The sequence below is a fragment of the Cystobacter fuscus DSM 2262 genome (assembly GCF_000335475.2).
Lineage (GTDB): Bacteria > Myxococcota > Myxococcia > Myxococcales > Myxococcaceae > Cystobacter > Cystobacter fuscus.
The window spans coordinates 338,990-354,943 of the sequence record NZ_ANAH02000064.1; the positions used below are offsets into that span (position 1 = coordinate 338,990).

General features: G+C 69.7%; 11 protein-coding genes. 5 read left to right on the forward strand and 6 right to left on the reverse strand.

Translation table 11 applies throughout. The annotated features are described in order from the left end of the window. Positions 1-115 precede the first annotated feature (115 nt). Positions 116-4,099, forward strand: a complete 3,984-nt coding sequence (locus D187_RS38675; RefSeq protein WP_002622313.1) for a serine/threonine-protein kinase — start codon at positions 116-118, stop codon at positions 4,097-4,099. 358 nt (positions 4,100-4,457) lie between these two features. On the opposite strand, the gene D187_RS38680 is transcribed toward D187_RS38675, so the two are convergent. Further along, positions 4,458-5,174 (reverse strand): hypothetical protein, encoded by a 717-nt coding sequence (locus D187_RS38680; protein WP_002622314.1) that lies wholly within the window; start codon positions 5,172-5,174, stop codon positions 4,458-4,460. A 3-nt stretch (positions 5,175-5,177) separates the two neighbouring features. Then, complete coding sequence (locus D187_RS38685; RefSeq protein WP_002622315.1) at positions 5,178-5,786, reverse strand: glutathione S-transferase family protein; 609 nt, start codon at positions 5,784-5,786, stop codon at positions 5,178-5,180. A gap of 122 nt (positions 5,787-5,908) precedes the next feature. Here D187_RS38685 and D187_RS38690 point away from each other — a divergent pair, with 122 nt between their 5' ends. After that, positions 5,909-6,721 (forward strand): L,D-transpeptidase family protein, encoded by an 813-nt coding sequence (locus D187_RS38690; RefSeq protein ID WP_063725072.1) that lies wholly within the window; start codon positions 5,909-5,911, stop codon positions 6,719-6,721. On the opposite strand, the gene D187_RS38695 is transcribed toward D187_RS38690, so the two are convergent. The 4 genes from D187_RS38695 to D187_RS38705 all read right to left on the reverse strand — a co-directional run bounded on the left by D187_RS38695 (position 6,651) and on the right by D187_RS38705 (position 9,543). Then, on the reverse strand, positions 6,651-7,157 hold the full coding sequence (locus D187_RS38695; RefSeq protein WP_002622316.1) for a peroxiredoxin: 507 nt from the start codon (positions 7,155-7,157) through the stop codon (positions 6,651-6,653). The genes D187_RS38690 and D187_RS38695 overlap by 71 nt on opposite strands. A gap of 73 nt (positions 7,158-7,230) precedes the next feature. Then, the gene (locus D187_RS55925; RefSeq protein WP_155893898.1) at positions 7,231-7,407 is read right to left on the reverse strand and encodes a hypothetical protein; all 177 of its coding nucleotides are present in this window, start codon (positions 7,405-7,407) and stop codon (positions 7,231-7,233) included. 42 nt (positions 7,408-7,449) lie between these two features. After that, entirely contained in the window at positions 7,450-8,736 is a 1,287-nt protein-coding gene (locus tag D187_RS38700) for a PKD domain-containing protein (protein WP_211241624.1), read from the reverse strand. Between the two features lie 6 nt (positions 8,737-8,742). Beyond that, positions 8,743-9,543: a hypothetical protein gene (locus D187_RS38705; RefSeq protein WP_002622319.1), complete on the reverse strand. Its 801-nt coding sequence runs from the start codon at positions 9,541-9,543 to the stop codon at positions 8,743-8,745. A gap of 247 nt (positions 9,544-9,790) precedes the next feature. On the opposite strand from D187_RS38705, the gene D187_RS38710 reads away from it, so the two are divergent. The 3 genes from D187_RS38710 (at position 9,791) to D187_RS38720 (ending at position 15,947) form a co-directional block, all read left to right on the forward strand. After that, entirely contained in the window at positions 9,791-10,306 is a 516-nt protein-coding gene (locus D187_RS38710; RefSeq protein WP_043433694.1) for a peptidylprolyl isomerase, read from the forward strand. Positions 10,307-10,689: 383 nt separating this feature from the next. Then, positions 10,690-12,525 carry a CHAT domain-containing protein gene (locus D187_RS38715; protein ID WP_020918562.1) on the forward strand — a complete coding sequence of 612 codons (1,836 nt, stop codon included), beginning with the start codon at positions 10,690-10,692 and terminating at the stop codon, positions 12,523-12,525. Then, entirely contained in the window at positions 12,522-15,947 is a 3,426-nt protein-coding gene (locus D187_RS38720) for an nSTAND1 domain-containing NTPase (RefSeq protein WP_020918563.1), read from the forward strand. The genes D187_RS38715 and D187_RS38720 overlap by 4 nt, the downstream gene beginning before the upstream one ends. Positions 15,948-15,954: the final 7 nt, after the last annotated feature.

Genomic DNA, 15,954 nt, shown 5'->3' on the forward strand with positions numbered 1-15,954 from the left:
TCTCCCTCGATAGTCGTGCGCCCATGACTTTACGGGCGAAGTCGGTGCCCTGGGAGGCCGCTCTGTCCACGGAGGGGGGCCCAGGTCGGGCTCGGGCATGAATGGGGCCTCGGGTATGTTGCCATCGGAGCGCGGGCGCACCTTCATGGACGACGACAAGACGGCCACCTCAACCACCACCCCACCCGGAACGCTGCCCGAGGGAACGATCATCGCGGGCCGCTTCATCCTCGAGTCCCTGGCGGGCTGGGGAGGAATGGGCTTCGTCTACCGCGCCATGGATTCCTCCACGGGCGCAACGGTCGCCCTCAAGCTGCTCCATGGCGCCTCCTCCTCGGAGAGCGCCTACCGCTTCAACCGGGAGGCCGTGCTGCTGGCCGAGCTGCGTCACCCCGGTATCGTCTCCTACGTGGCGCATGGCTCCACCGGGACGGGTCAGCCCTACCTGGCCATGGAGTGGCTCGAAGGGGAGGAGCTGTCACGGCGCATGGCCCGCCAGCCACTTGGCCTGTCCGAAACGCTCTGCCTGCTGCGCCGGGCCGCCGAGGCACTCGCCACGGCCCACCAACAGGGCATCGTCCACCGCGATCTCAAACCCTCCAACCTCTTCCTGAGAGGGGGCCGGCCCGAAGAGGTGGTGCTGCTGGACTTTGGCCTGGCCCGCTACGTCACACGAGCGCGGATGGCGGTGACGGGCACGGGCACGGTGGTGGGCACGCCGGGGTACATGGCACCGGAGCAGGCCTCCAGTGCGCCGGAGATTCCTCCCGCGGCGGACATCTTCTCGCTGGGGTGCGTGCTGTACGAGTGCCTCACGGGCCAGCCTCCTTTCGCGGCGCCGCACTTCGCGGCCACGCTGGCCAAGATTCTGCACGCCAGTCCGGCTCGCTTGGAGACGTTGCGCCCAGGCCTGCCCGCGGGCCTGCAGGTGCTGGTGGACCAGATGTTGGCCAAGGATCCGCGGCGGAGGTTGCCGGATGCCTCCAGCCTGTTGAAAGCGCTCGGGGCCCTGGAGTCCTTCCCCGACCTGCTGCCGCCGCGGGTCGGGACGGAGCCGCGCTTCGACAGCGGGACCCAGGCCGAGCAGACGCTGGTCAGCGTTCTGCTGGTGTCGCTCGGTGTCAGGTCCCCCGAGGAAACGGCGGATTGGGACCAGGGCATGGCGTTGCGCGACTCGCTGCGCCTGGAGCTGGCGCCGCTTCCCGGCGCGCGGGTGGAACTGCTGGCGGATGGCTCGTTGGTGGCCACGCTGGTGCCGGAGCACGGCACGGCCACGGATCAGGCGGCGCTGGCGGCGCGCTGTGCCCTCACCCTGAAGGAGCGCTGGCCCGAAGCCGCGGTGGTGCTGACCACGGGGCTGGGCGTCCTCAACGAGCGGCTGCCGGTGGGCGAGGCCATGGACAGGGCGGGGCGGCTGCTGAGCCAGCTCGAGCGCGCGCCCGCCTCCTGCGTGTTGATGGACGATGTGACGGCCGGACTGCTCGGGCCGGGCTTCCAGCTCTCCCGCTGCGATTCGGGCACTTTCGTGCTGCGAGGCGAGCAGCTCGATGCCGACGCCTCCCGTCCGTTGTTGGGCAAGCCCACGCCTTGCGTGGGCCGGGAACAAGAGCTGGCGCTGCTCGACTTCACCTTCACCACCTGTGTCGAGGAGTCCGCAGCCCGGGCCCTGTTGGTGACGGCCCCTCCGGGTACGGGCAAGTCCCGGCTGCTCCACGAATTCCTCCGCCGGGTGGAGGGCAGGGAACAGCCGCCGTTGGTGCTGCTGGGGCGTGGGGACCCGATGAGCACGACAGGCTCGTACGGATTGCTGGGCCAGGCGCTGCGGAGACTGTGCGGATGGGGAGGCGGCGAGGGACTGGAGGCGCGGCGGGCCCGGCTGTACCAGCGGGTGGCCCTGCACCTGCCCGAGGCGAAGGCTCGGGAAGCGGTGGAGTTCCTGGGCGAGCTGTGCGCCATTTCCTTCTCCGAGGAGGGCAGTCCCCGGCTGCGCGCGGCGCGTGGCGACCCGCGGTTGATGAGCGCGCAGGTGGGCCGGGCCCTGGTGACCTTCCTGAAGGCCGAGTGTGCCCGGCAGCCGGTGCTGCTGGTGCTGGAGGACCTGCACTGGAGTGATGAGCTGACGGTGAGGCTGGTGGACGGGCTGCTGCGGGAGCTGGCCGGGCAGCCCTTCCTGGTGCTGGCGCTGGCACGGCCCGAGGTGAAGGAACTCTTCCCGGGACTGTGGGCGAGGCGCCTGCAAGAACTGTCGCTCCATGGGCTGAGCCACAAAGCCTGTGCGCGGCTGGTGCGTGACGTGTTGGGGCCGTGGGTGCCCGAGTCCGTGGTGCGGCGGACGGTGGAGCAATCCGACGGCAATGCCCTCTTCCTGGAGGAGCTCATCCGCATGGTGGCGGAAGGGCGCGGGAAGGAGGCACCGGAGACGGTGCTGGCGGTGCTGCGGGTCCGCCTGCTGCGGATGGAGCATGGGGTGCGCCAGGTGTTGATGGCCGCCAGCATCTTCGGCCGCGCCTTCTGGCCGGAGGGGGTGGGGGCGCTGTTGGGCCGCCAGACGGAGCAGGCGCTGTGGGAGCAGCACCTGCGGCTGCTGGTGGAGCAGGAGGTCATCGAGCCGCTGCCCGACAGCCGCTTTCCCACCGTGACGGAGTACCGTTTCCGCCATGAGCTGGTGCGGGATGCGGCCTATGGCCTGGTGCCCGAGAGCCACCGGCCCATGGGCCACCAGCTCGCGGGAGCCTGGCTGGAGCAAATGGGCGAGCCGGATGCGCTGGTGCTCGCCGCGCACTTCCAGTTGGGGCAGCAGCCGGAGCGGGCCGCCCCCTTCTACACCCGGGCCGCCGAGCGGCTCTTGGAGCGGCATGATCTGCAGGGGACGATGCGGTGCGTGGAGTCGGCCCGGGCCTGTGGTGTGAGTGGCGAGCTCCTCGCCCGGTTGCAGGCACTTCAAGCCTTGGTGTTCTTCTGGATGGCACAGGTGCCCAAGGCCGTGGAGCTGGGCATTCTGGCGTTGGCCGGACTGAAGGCCGGCAGCCCGTTGTGGTGCAGGTTGATCAGCGGCCTCATCGTTGGGAGCTCCAGTTCAACACGTCCGGAGCTGACGCTCAGGCTGGGTGAGTTGTTGATGCACACCACGCCGGAGCCCGAAGCGGTCGATGCCTATCTCGAGGCCATCCCCATCATGGGACACACGTTCACCTCGCTCGGCGAGCGCCAGAAGGTCAATGCACTGATTGAGCGGCTCATGGAAGTAGGCGCCGATGTGATGGCCCATTCTCCCATGGCGCGGGGTTTGATGGGCATGTTGAGGAACAACACCTTGTACCTGCTCGAGCCCCACCCCTGGCGGCACGTCAAGCTGGCCGAGCAGGCGTTGAATGATTTCAACGCGGTCGGCGCGGAGCGCAACGCGAACATGTTGCAGCTCATGTGGGGGGTGGGCCTGGCGACAATGGGAGAGTTTCCGAGGGCCGTGGGGCTGCTGCGGGAGGCGTTGGCCACGGCCAGACGTACGGAGCAACATCTGCTGGCCGAGAGCACCTCCCTCTTCTTGTGCGTGGTGCTGGCCGACAGTCCCGAGCCGATGGATCGGCAGGAGGCCTACACCTCGGTGCTCGATGCGCTCGGGGGAGAGTGCGCCCAGGTCTTCGTTTTGGGAATGAGGCATGCCCTGCTGGCGCGGATGATCGCGGCGGGGGGTGCACCGGGCGAAGCCGAGTCTCATGCACGCAAGGCGTGTGAAATCCTGATGCCGATGCCGCTCCACCAGGTGTTCGCGCGCACGGTCCTCAGTACCGTGCTGAGAGCCCAGGGGAGCGCCGCGGAGGCCCGACAGGTGGCGGAGCTGGGCGTGCGGGAGTTGGAGCGGATGGGCTGCGAGGGCGTCTACGCGGTGGGCATGCACCTGGCGCTGGCGGAAGCCTGCTTCGCGGGGGACGAGCCGGAGGCGGGGAAGGCGGCCCTGCACAAGGCCCTGCGGTGCGTGAGGGTCCGCGCCAGCGACATCCCCGAGCTTGAGGCCCGCGAACGCTTCCTGCGCCAGGTGCCAGAGAACGCCTGGACGCTGGAGCTGGCCCGCCTGCACTGGGGCGAAGCCACGGCGTAGAAAGAAGCTCAGCGGTAATGTTTGGCGAGGAGAGGAAGCGGCCTGCCGAGCCGGAAGAGGACGTGAGGCGGACGCTGCGTCAGCGTCCTGCTCGCCCTGTGCCCACTCCCAGTTGCATCGGCCTGTCCGTCTAGCGGCTCAGGAGCGGTGGACACCCCACCGCCACGAGGCTGAGCAAGCAGTGACGAACAAAGGCCATTGGCTTTGGACCATGGCCCGCTCCATCAGTTCCATCAGTCCCGCGCACTATCTGGTGTTCCACCCGGAGAAGAAGCGCACCCGATTGAAGGTCCGTGCGACTGCACTCGTTCATGGTTCGCCGGATTCCTCTTGGTCGGGCAACGTCTGGGTGGATGGCTCAACCCGGGAACGCCGTGGCGACGCTCGCGGCGATGCGGGCGTGGGCCTCGTCGCGCAGCGGCTCGCCGTGGGCGCTGATCAGGTGGCGGAACGGCAGCGCGAGCAGGCGGCGGAAGTCATCCGCGCGCGGCTCGCAGGCGCCGAGCCACGTCGACGGGAGGTTCGCGGGGCGGATCAGCCCCTGCGCGGCGAACATCGCCCCGCACTCCGGCGAGAAGAAGCGGTCGACGTGCGTCCAGTTCTGGATCGCGTCACAGGTGATCAAGATGCCGCCCTCGCGGGCGAGCAGGACCGCGGCCTCGGGAAAGCGCGCCGACGCGAACACGAACGCCGCGCCGTTCGCGAGCGGGAACGGGCCGTTCTCGGCCAGCGGGCACCCGGTCGCGCGGCCGTCGGCGTGGGTCGCCGCTGGCAGCGCCCACAGCGTCGCGCCGTAGCGGTCGCAGTAGAACGGGTCGTCGCGGCCGTGGAACGCTCCCAGTCGGACGACGTGGCGGACCTCGCCGAGGCCCTCGAGCGCGCGCAGCCCGTCGTCGTCGAGTCGGACCGTGTTCAGCAGCGTCAGCTCGCCGGCCTCGCGGACCACGGTCATCGTCCGGCTGGTCTGGTAGTCGACGCCAGCGTGGGACGTCTTGTTGGTCCCGACGACGACGAACACCTCGGGGAACGCGGCCTCGAGCGTTCCGTGCGGCCAGGCCGGACTGTACTCGAACATCGGCTAGGTGTTCGCCTGCATCGCGCGTTGGTACGCCGGGCGCGCCTTCAGCCGCTCCCAGTAGGCGGCGAGATTGTCTGGCGGCGTCCTGTCCAGGGCCCCGCGCCAGATGCCCAGCGCGGTGCACAGGGCGATGTCGGCGAGCGTGAGCTGGGAGCCCACGAGGAAGGGGCCCGCGCCGAGCTGATCGGACAGGAACTTCACGGCCTTCGCGACGCGTCCCTCCAACGTGCGCACCGACCAATTGCGCTTGTCGGCCTCCGGCGCCCCGAAGTGCGCGTCCATGAGGGGATTCATGCCCGCCCCGAACGTGGCCTCGCTGAACACCGTGAGTTGCAGCACGCGCGCGAGCGCCGGGTCCTCCTTCCCGGGCAACAGCGGCGTGGGGCCATACCGCTGCGCCACGTAGAGCAGCATGGCGACGGACTCGTTGATCGCCACGCCCCCCTCGTCCTCGAGGAACGGCACCGTGCCCATGGCGTTGAGGGCGCGGTAGGCCTCACTCGTCGGAAAGGAGACCTTCTCCACCTGGTAGGGCAGCCCCATCTCCTCGCACAGCCACATCACGCGCAGGCCACGTGCTCCACGCGGAAAGTTATGGATCTTGATCACCGGAACCCTCGTTCGTGACGCCGACAGCATAGGGCAAGCCCGTGAGGAGTTGGGCCAACCACCCGGCAAGAAGGAAATCACCTTGGTGGAACGGATGGGCGGCCCCGGGTGTCCACGCGGCCATGATGAAACGACTGTGGCTGTGGGGATTGTTGGTGCTGGGGGCCTTGCCCGCGGGGGCGGCGGACCGGGTGGAGCGAGCGCGGCGCGACAAGACGGCCGTGGTGGTCAAGGCCTTCCGCGACGCGGGGGTGGCCTGGCCTCCCGAGGAGCTGTTCGTGCGCGCCTTCAAGCACGAGCGCCGATTGGAGGTGTGGGGGGGCGACCGGGGCCAGCCCCTGCGCCGGGTGAAGACGTACCCCGTCTGCGCGGCCTCGGGGGTGGAGGGGCCCAAGCGGCGCGAGGGGGACCTGCAGGTGCCCGAGGGTTTCTACACGCTCGACCAGTTCAACCCGTACAGCAACTTCCACCTGTCCATGCGGGTGAGCTACCCCAACGAGTCGGACCGGCGGCTGGGGCAGCGGCCGCTGGGCGGGGCCATCTACGTGCATGGCAACTGCGTGAGCATCGGCTGCATCGCCATCGAGGATGGCCCCATCGAGGAGCTGTACCTGATGGTGCTGGAGGCGCGCGCGCGCATGAAGCGGGATGTGCCCTTCCACATCTTCCCCCGCCGGCTGGACGCCGCGGGACTCGAGGCCCTGGAGTCGCTGCCCGAGGCCACCCCCGAACTGCGCGCCTTCTGGCGAGGGCTGGAGCCCGGGTGGCGCCTCTTCGAGCAGACCCGCCGCCCCCCCCGGGTGACGGTGGACTCGCGCACGGGGGCCTATGCGGTCCAGCCCGCGCGCGTGAGCCGCGGGCCGTTCAGGCCCCGATCTGCGTCAGCAGCGTGTCGGCATCGCTCACTTTGTACTCGCCGGGTGCCTCGACATTGAGGCTGACCACCTTGCCGTCCTTCGCCAGGAGCGAGTAACGGCGGCTGCGCACGCCCATGCCCCGGGCGGAGAGGTCCAGGCTCAGCCCCATGGCCTTGGCGAACTCCGCGCTGCCATCGGCCAGCATGCGAATCTTCCCATCGGTCTTCTGGTCGCGCGCCCAGGCGCCCATGACGAAGGCGTCGTTGACGCTCACGCACCAGATCTCATCGACACCGGCCTGCTTGAAGTCCTGGGCCTTCTGGATGAAGCCGGGCACATGCTTGGCCGAGCAGGTGGGCGTGAAGGCACCCGGCAAGGCGAACACCGCGATGGTCTTGCCCGCCGCGGCCTGCGTCACGTTCACCGGGTTCGGGCCGATGCTGCAACCATTCCCCTCCACCTCCGAGTACTCCTGCAGGGTCACCGCGGGCAGTGCGTCACCAATCTTGATCATCGCTGGCTCCAAGAGAAAAAACGGTCCACATCGTGGGCCGTCCCCGAGGATTCCACAAGCCCTCGAGATCCACTCAGTCCTCGTCGCTCACGGGATAGCCCAGGACATCGACCTCCACACCCAAGCGCGCGAAGAACTCCAGATCCTCCGCGGCGAAGGAAAGACAGGGAGCGAAGCTGTCTTTAGCCCCCACATAGAGTCCGAAGCGCAGATGGCGCTGGACGCCCAGTTTCGCGAGCGGGCGAATCACCCTCCTGCGTCTTTAGCGCATGAGCATGGAGCCGTGCTCCAACTACTTCACGGGCGAAGCCGGGGCCCCGGTCGGCCGCTCTGACGGTTCGCGCTTGAAGGGGCTCCAGGACACCACTACCTCCTGGCCCGTCGCGTCGCGTCCGTGGAGGGAGTCGAGGATCTGTTTGATCTCCGGCGCGGCCTCGGCGGCGCTCACCGTGACGTAGCCCCGCCAGCCGCCGTGTCCGAGTTCCTCTTCCACGTGGACCCGCTCGCGCCAGGGCCGCGTGTCGATGTCGGGCTCGCCCTCCCAGCGCAGGAACACGCGCTCGAGACGCTCCCAGGTGACGTCCGTGCCTTCCGGAGCGCGCACCACCACGTCGCTCCGCCAGCCATCCGCCTCATCCGCCTCGGTGTTCGGGCGCCACCGGGAGACCTGGAGCGCGACGGGAGGCGGTTCGCTCGCGGGTTGCCCGCGCGTGAGCGCGAACACGGTGGCCTCCAGCGGGGGTCCTCGCTCCAGGCGCGCCTGGAGCCTCACGGTGAAGCTCCGCGTCTGCTCGGGACCGAGCTCCGCGAGTGCATAGGTGTGCTCGATCCCGGGTTCGGCCGTGGTCGCGCTGGAGCCATCGCCGAAGCTCCACACGTACGCCGAGACGCGCTCGCCGCCCTGGTACAGCGCCTGGAAGGTGAAGCGGCCCTGGCCTCGCTGGGTGAGCCCGATGCGCAGGGGCTCGTGCCGCTGTCCCTCGCCCTGCGCGCACGGCCGCACCTCGAGCGTGATCTCCCGCTCGGCCAGCACGCCGACGCGCCGGCCTCCGAGATCCGTGCACACCTGGAAGCGCACGGGGTATCTGCCGGCGACCGGCGGCGCCCGCCACTGGAGTGTCGGGCCAGGGTGCAACTCGGCACCGCCTCCAGTGATGGGCCAGACCCACCGGGAGACCGCGCCCGGCTCGGGCACCCCCTCGAGGCGGGCGGACAGGCCCATCACCTCGCCCGCGCACACCCACTCGCGCTCCAGCTCGATGCCCTCGATGCGGACGCTGGAGGCCAGCGACACCCGCTCCTCGCCCAGGGCCGTGGCGAGGGCGTCTCCGGGCGTGCTGGCGGGCGGAGCGGAGTGGGGAGCGGGGGGCGGTGCCGCGAGAGGTCTCGCGGGGGGTGCCTTCGTCGCGGGAGCGCCGCGCTCCGCGGGTTCGGACAGCACGGTGGGCCGCGGTCCACCGGGCCGGAGCCACGCGGGGACGAGCAAGGCCAGCAGCAGCGCCGCGGCCCCCATCCCCACGAGGGCCAGACGGGCGCCGGGACGTGCGCGGGGGCCGGGTGGCTCGGGAGCGTGGCTCACGGGACGCTAGAAGCCGAATTCCGTCAGGTGGCGGCCATACCCCTGCGAGTTGGGCCGGTACCACTGGTCATCCCACCCCTTGAAAGCGGCGTCGTCGAGCAGGCGCTCGGTCTTGCCCTCGAGGGTGATGGCGTTGATCAGCTGCACCGTGGTCGAGCCCACGTTGCGCGAGACGAGCCGGTTCGTGGGATCGAGGAGCTGCGCGGTATGGCGGCTGCAGTAGTCCTGGAGGAAGCAGCCCTGGTCGCAGGTGCTCAGGGTGTTGTAGGTGGCGTGCTTGTCCTCGGCGACGTAGAGCGTGGGCCAGCCCCGGTGGGCATTGCGCGGGTCGCTCGCGGTGTCGTACTCGAGCTGATCGTGGGAGTACCAGGCCGACGAGTCACAGCTGCTCTTGCGATGGGCGGACAGGTAGACCCAGTCGAGGTACCACCGGCCGGCGGAGTAATGGACCTCGAAGATCTGGAACTCGGGGTCTCCGTCGTGTCCGGTGGTGACACCGGTGTCGTCGAAGAAGGTGTCCAGGTAGAAGATCTGTAGCGTGCGGGTGGCGAAGCTGGTGCTCTTCACCGCGAAGTAGGGACGCCGCGCGTGGCCGCTCTCGCCGCTGTCGAACCAGAAGAGCGGCATGAACCCGGAGGCGACCTGGTCCTCACAGTCGTCGTTGAGCCCATCGCGATCGGCGTCCGTGCCGCTTCCCCAACAGTTGTCGCCATAGGGGATGTGTCCGAGGCCGTCGGCGCGGGCGGTGCCCGTCATGGCGAGCAGCAACCCCAACGAGACGACGGCGGTTCTCCAACTGCGTGGCATGCGGACCCTCCCGGGAAGGAGGGTGGATGCTACATGGAGGGCAGGGGGACGAGCACGGCCACGCGCGGCACGAGGGACCCCTCACGGGGCACGGGGAGGTATTCCTCCTGACACCTCGCGTCGAACGGAATGGATCGGGTCGACAAACCCGAGGGCGATCGACAAAGTGCGACGGTCGCCGACTCGGCGCCCACGATCCGCGTGCGCACCGCGTCCGATGACCACCTCGCGAAAGAAGGAAGGAAAAATGGCGAACATCAAGGATCCGGAAAACACCATCATCATGGAGACGACCAAGGGAAAGGTCGTCATCGAGCTCCGCCCCGATCTCGCTCCGGGCCATGTGGCCCGCATCAAGGAACTGACGCGGGAGGGCGCCTATGACGGCGTCGTCTTCCACCGCGTGATCGAGAAATTCATGGCGCAGACCGGCGACGTCAAGTTCGGCAAGTCCACGGGCCCCGACTTCAACCCGGGCCGCGCCGGCATGGGCGGCTCCTCCAAGCCGGACCTGAAGGCCGAGTTCAGCAGCGCCAAACACGGCCGCGGGGCGTGCTCGATGGCGCGCGCGCAGAACCCCAACTCCGCCAACTCGCAGTTCTTCATCGTCTTCGACGACGCGTCCTTCCTGGACCGTCAGTACACCGTCTGGGGACAGGTGATCGAGGGCATGGAGAACGTCGACAAGATCAAGCGCGGCGAGCCCGTCGTGGATCCCGACAAGATCGTCTCCATGAAGGTCGCGGCGGACGTCAAGGCCTGATCGGCGCTACCGCCAACGCCTGACCGCGGCAGGTGCCGGACTTCTCCCAGCACCCGCCGCGGGGAGGCGTGCCCCCATGGGCCACGCCTCGATTCATCGGCTGCTCTTCGGCCAGCCGAGTCCCTGGACACCGTTCCGTCGGCTTCGAGGGCTACACAGGTTTCCCGTGTGTCCTTTCCCCACGAAGGGAGCGCACCCGGGAGGATTCCATTTCTGCCAGGAACTGGCTGGAAATCGACGTCGAGCGGAGTGGTACCGAGCTGAGGGCCCGGGGTCTGGGTTGCCGTCAGGAGCAGCCCGGCGCGCACCTGCTCGGCCCCGGCTTCGATGCGGACGCGCTGCATGCGCTCGCCAGGCGTCTGAAGACAGCGGCCGAGAAAGGCATGCCGCTCGAGCCCGAGCTCGCACGGCAGGTCCAGGCGCTCCACCGCGCCCTTCTCCAGGGAGATCTCCAGTCGGTACTTGCTCGGCTGCGCGAGGCCTCCGATGGAGGGCCCGTCCTGCTGCGCTTCATGCTCCAGGATACGGACCTTCAAAGCTTCCCCTGGGAGGCCCTTTGCGAGCCCGGAAGGGAGTTCGAGTTCCTGGGGAACTCGGCGAGCCTGCTGCCAGTGCGTGGCGTGCGCTCGCCCGAGCCCTGGCAACCGCGCGAGGTGCGGGGCGCGGTGCGGCTGCTCGCCATCGCGCCGCTGCACCCTCACTCCCTCCCCCGGTTGCAGGCGACGCTTCACGAGAGTCTCGCCTCGGGCGAGGTCGAGTGGCTCGAGCCCCTCACGGGACCGAGGTCCCGCAAGGCCGCCCTCTTCGAGCGCCTGAGGCGCCAGCCCGAGCCCCACATCATCCACTTCATCGGACACGGGGGCCTGCACGAGGGAAGGCCCGTCCTGCGGCTGGCGGACGAGGAGGACGAGGAGAGCTGGGTCTCGGTGGAGTTGCTGGCGCAGCAGCTCCATGGGGCGTGGGGCCAGGGCCCCCTGCGGCTCATCGTCCTGGAGGCCTGTGAGGGAGCGAGCCCTGGCGCCCTGGAGAGCGCGGCGGAGCTGCTGGCGCGCACCGCGGCGGATGCCGTCCTCGCCTACCTCTGGCCGGTGAGGATGGACGTGGCCCTGCGCTGCTCGCGTGTGTTCTACCGCGCGCTCACGCGGGCGGCCCGGGAGGAGGGAGACGTGGCGCTCAGCCTCAACGAGGCCCGGCGCAGCGTCCTGGCGGAGCTGGAGGGCAGTGCTGAGGCGTTCTCCCCCGTGCTGTACCTGCGCGGACGCGATCCGGTGCTGTTCGATTTCAAGGCGCGCAAGGTCTCGCCTCCACCCCTCGTGGCCGCGCGGACGGAGGCGTCCCCCCCGCCTCCGGTCCTGGGGCAGTTCCTGGAGCAGCCCTTCTCGCTGCTGTTGGGAAATCGCTGGGAGGAGGAGGCGCCCGACTTCCGAGGTCTGCGTGAGCGGCTTCAGGGCGAGCTCATCCAGAAGGCGCTCTCCGTGCCACAGGAACTGCCCATGAGCACCCTGGCGGAGCACTTCGCGCTGCGCATCGGGCAGGAGGAGCTGGACTACGAGTTCCAGGAGGTGTTCGGCCAGTCGGACTTCAAGCCTCCCCTGATGCGTCTGTTGGCACGGCGGCTCGGGACCGGAGTGCACATCACCCTGTTGCGTCTGCCCCTACTGGAGCAGGCCATCGCCGAGCTGCATCCACGGCTCACGCTCTACGTCCTCCAGCCTTCCTCGAACGCCGACGGACGCGCCGTGATGATGCGGCGCGAGGCGGGCGGTGTCCGCTGGGAGCGGTTGCGCAAGGTCCCGAGCGAATTGGATACCGAGCGGGACGTGGTGGTGCTCCGGCTCTGCTCCGGCTACCTGCCGGCGCATCTCTTCAGCCATCCACTGCTCACCGAGGATGATTACCTGCTGGGCGTCCGCGGCCTGTCGAGCCTGCTGCCCTTCGAACTCGTCGAGCCCATCCAGAGTGCCCTGAGCCTGCGTCCGCTCCTGCTCGTCGGGATGTCCATGTTGGACTGGAGCCACCGGATGCTGCTCTACCAGCTCTTTGGCAGGCGCACGCTGATGCGCGGCAGCATGGCCGTGCTCGATCCCAAAAGCCGCGAGCAGGAGTTGTGGGAGGAGGGCAGGGGACTGCCTGGAAGGACCGGGGTGAGGGCGCTCGAATCGACGGATGAGCAACTGGCGGCCTGGCTCGAGGCGCTGGCGGCCGGGGGGACAGGATGAGTGGCTCCGCCAATCCCTTCCTGGGACCCCAGCCCTACCGCGCGAGCGAACGGGACCGCTTCTTCGGCCGGGAGGAGTCCACGCGCAGGCTGGTGCAAGGCATCCTTTCCTGGCCCTGCTTCCTGCTCTTCGGACCCTCGGGAGCAGGCAAGTCCTCGTTGATGCGGGCCGGAGTGATTCCCCTGCTGGAGGAGAAGCATGAGTTCCGTGTGGTCCGCGTCGAGGGCTGGCTGGCCAGCCACGGGCCCCTCGAGTGGCTCGTCCAGGCGATGTTCGCGGATCTGCGGCTCGGCGCGCCGCCCGCGGGGATGCGACCGGACGAGGCACTCGAGGAAGCGGTGCGGCTGGCGGAGCGGCGCTCGAACCGGCCGGTGTTGCTCTACCTGGATCAGCTCGAGCAACTCCTCCTGCCCGGACGCGACTCGGAGCAGACGGACGCGCTGCTCGAGGGCCTGGTGCGCCTGGTCCGCAGCCCCTTCCGGGGACTGCAGCTCGTGCTGCTGCTGCGCGAGGACTACCTGGGGCGCTTCCGGGAGCGATTGCGTAGCGCGGCGGAGCTGCTGGAGCACGGCAGCCGGCTCGGCCCGCTCACGGTGCGCGAAATGGGGGAGGTGGCGCGCAGGCTGGCGGCCTCCGGCACCCCCGCGCAGCACTGGCTCCCGCCCGAACTGCTGGAGCTGATGCTTCAGGTCCGGGTGCCAGGACAGGACGCCACGGAGGAGGCGGAGGTCCAGGCCGCCTTCGCGCAGATCGTCTGCCGCGCCCTTTGGGAGGAGCGTGCCGCTGGGAAGGAGGTGCGGGGGCCGGTGGCGGCCGAGCCCATCCTGCATCGCTACCTGGATGCGACGTTGGAGGGGCTGGGGCCCCTGGCGGGGGATGCCCGGCGGCTGCTGGAGGAGCACCTGGTGGCCAGCGATGGGAGCCGGGCGTTGCTGACGGAGCGGCAGGCCCAGGCCGCGCTCCCGCCGGGACAGGCCGAGCGGGTGCTGACCGCCCTGGAGGGCACCGCGGTGCTGCTGGCCGGAGAGCACCACGGCAGCCGCTACTTCGAGCTCGGCCACGACTGGCTGGCGAGGAAGGTCTTCGAGCTGCGGCGGGAGCGGATTCGGGACGAGGCGTCCCAACGGGAACTCGAGCGGGAGCGTGCCCGCTGGCGGCGGTTGCGGCTCATCTCCGTGGTGGCCCTGGCGGTGGCCGTGGTGATGGGGGGCTTGTTCCTGTGGGCACGTGCACAGGCGGAGCGGGCCCGCAACCAGTCCCTGATGTCGGGGTCGCGGGAGCTGCTCGAGCGCGGCCAATCCGCGATGGTCATGAAGCTATTGCTAGAAGTCCATCGGCCGGAGCGGATCCGGGGGTGGGCGACCCTCGCGTACGGAGCCCTGGCACAGAGCGCGCCAGAGGTGACGTTCCGCGCCTCGGGAGCGCTCTCCGCGGCACGCGTAAGCCCGGATGGCCAGCACGTCGTCACCGCCAGCGAGGAGGGGACAGTCCAGGTGTGGCGGACGGATGGCACGGGCCAGCCCGTGGAGTTGAAGGGGCAAGGGGCGCGTCTCATCTCCGTGGCTTTTTCTCCGGATGGTCAGTTCGTCGTCACTTCCTCGTGGGACGGCACGGCGCGGGTGTGGCGCGTGGACGGGACGGGCCAGGTCGTGGAGTTGAAGGGACACACCGGCGCGATTGCGTCCGCCGCCTTCAGCCCGGATGGGCAGAACGTCGTCACCGCGTCCATCGACGGGACAGCGCGGGTATGGCGAGCGGATGGGACGGGCGAGCCCCTCGTGCTCCGGGGACACGCGGGAACAGTCACCTCCGCCGCCTTCAGCCCGGAGGGCCAGCGCATCGTCACCTCGGGAGTTGACGGGACGGCACGCGTATGGCGAACCGATGGGAGGGGCAAGCCCCTCGTGCTCGCGGGGCACACGCAAGAAGTCTTGTCCGCCGCCTTCAGCCCGGATGGGCAGCACATCGTCACCGCCTCGTGGGACAGGACTGCGCGGGTGTGGCGGGCGGATGGAACGGGCCAGCCCCGAGTGCTGCGAGGGCATGTGGGAAAGGTCATCTCCGCCGCCTTCAGCCCGGATGGGCAGCGCGTCGTCACGGCAAGCACCGACGGGACGGCGCGGGTGTGGCGGGCGGATGGAGCGGGCCAGCCCGTGGAGCTCAGGGGACACACGGCGCAGGTGCAGTCCGCCGTCTTCAGCCCGGATGGGCAGCGCGTCGCCACCTCGGGTGCTGACGGGACAGCGCGCGTGTGGTGGGCGGATGGAACGGGCCGGCCCGTGGTGCTCGAGGGGCACAAGGCGCTGATCACGTCCGCCGTCTTCAGCCCGGATGGGCAGCGCGTCGTCACCGCCTCGTGGGACGGCACGGCGCGCGTGTGGCGGGCCGACGGCCCGACGGAGCCGAGGATGCTCCGTCGGCACGCGGACGCAGTCACCTCCGCTGCCTTCAGCCCGGATGGGCAGCGCGTCGTCACCGCTTCGTGGGACGGCACGGCGCGCGTGTGGCGGTCGGACGGGACGGGCGAACCCGTGGTGTTGCGAGGGCACAAGGAGCGGGTGCAATCCGCCGCCTTCAGCCCGGACGGCCAAAGCATCGTCACCGCTTCGTGGGACGGCACGGCGCGGGTGTGGCGGGCGGATGGGACGGGCGAGCCCCTCGTGCTCCGGGGACACGAGGGAGTGGTCATTTCCGCCGCCTTCAGCCCGGAGGGCCAGCGCATCGTCACGGCAGGCTTCGACGGAACGGCGCGGGTGTGGCGAGCGGATGGGACGGGCGAGCCCCTCGTGCTCCGGGGACACGAGGGAGTGGTCATTTCCGCCGCCTTCAGCCCGGAGGGGCAGCGCATCGTCACCTCGGGAAATGACGGGACGGTGCGGGTGTGGCGGGCGGATGGGACGGGCGCGCCCCTCGTGCTGCGAGGGCACGAGGGACAGGTCAGCTCCGCCGCCTTCAGCCCGGAGGGCCAGCGTGTCATCACCTCGGGCGCTGACGGGACGGTACGCGTATGGCGGGCGGATGGGACGGGCGAGCCCCTCGTGCTGGATGGGCGCCAAGGGCCGATCCGGTCCGCCGCCTTCAGCCCGGACGGCCAGCGCATCGCCACTTCGGGAGATGATGGGACCGCGCGGGTATGGCGGGCGGATGGGACGGGCGAGCCCCTTCTCCTGAAAGGACACACCGGGCCGGTCCAATTCGTTGCCTTCAGCCCGGATGGTCGGCAACTCGTGACAGCCGGCGCTGACAGGACCGCGAGGATCTGGACCCTCCTCTCGATCCCTGAACTCCAGCGACATCTGCGTCATGACAACAAGGACTGCCTGACGCCGGACCTGCGCGAGACCTACCTCAACGAGCGCGAAGCGCGGGCCCGCAAGCGTTACGCCGACTGCGAGCGCTCCCAGGGCCGCACTGCCTCCTGATCGCGCG

Bases quoted from the DNA above. Each gene is read 5' to 3' on its own strand.
- D187_RS38675 (WP_002622313.1), top strand. From the start codon at position 116: ATGTTGCCATCGGAGCGCGGGCGCACCTTCATGGACGACGACAAGACG.
- D187_RS38680 (WP_002622314.1), bottom strand. From the start codon at position 5,174: ATGTTCGAGTACAGTCCGGCCTGGCCGCACGGAACGCTCGAGGCCGCG.
- D187_RS38690 (WP_063725072.1), top strand. From the start codon at position 5,909: ATGATGAAACGACTGTGGCTGTGGGGATTGTTGGTGCTGGGGGCCTTG.
- D187_RS38695 (WP_002622316.1), bottom strand. From the start codon at position 7,157: ATGATCAAGATTGGTGACGCACTGCCCGCGGTGACCCTGCAGGAGTAC.
- D187_RS38705 (WP_002622319.1), bottom strand. From the start codon at position 9,543: ATGCCACGCAGTTGGAGAACCGCCGTCGTCTCGTTGGGGTTGCTGCTC.
- D187_RS38710 (WP_043433694.1), top strand. From the start codon at position 9,791: ATGGCGAACATCAAGGATCCGGAAAACACCATCATCATGGAGACGACC.
- D187_RS38715 (WP_020918562.1), top strand. From the start codon at position 10,690: ATGCCGCTCGAGCCCGAGCTCGCACGGCAGGTCCAGGCGCTCCACCGC.
- D187_RS38720 (WP_020918563.1), top strand. From the start codon at position 12,522: ATGAGTGGCTCCGCCAATCCCTTCCTGGGACCCCAGCCCTACCGCGCG.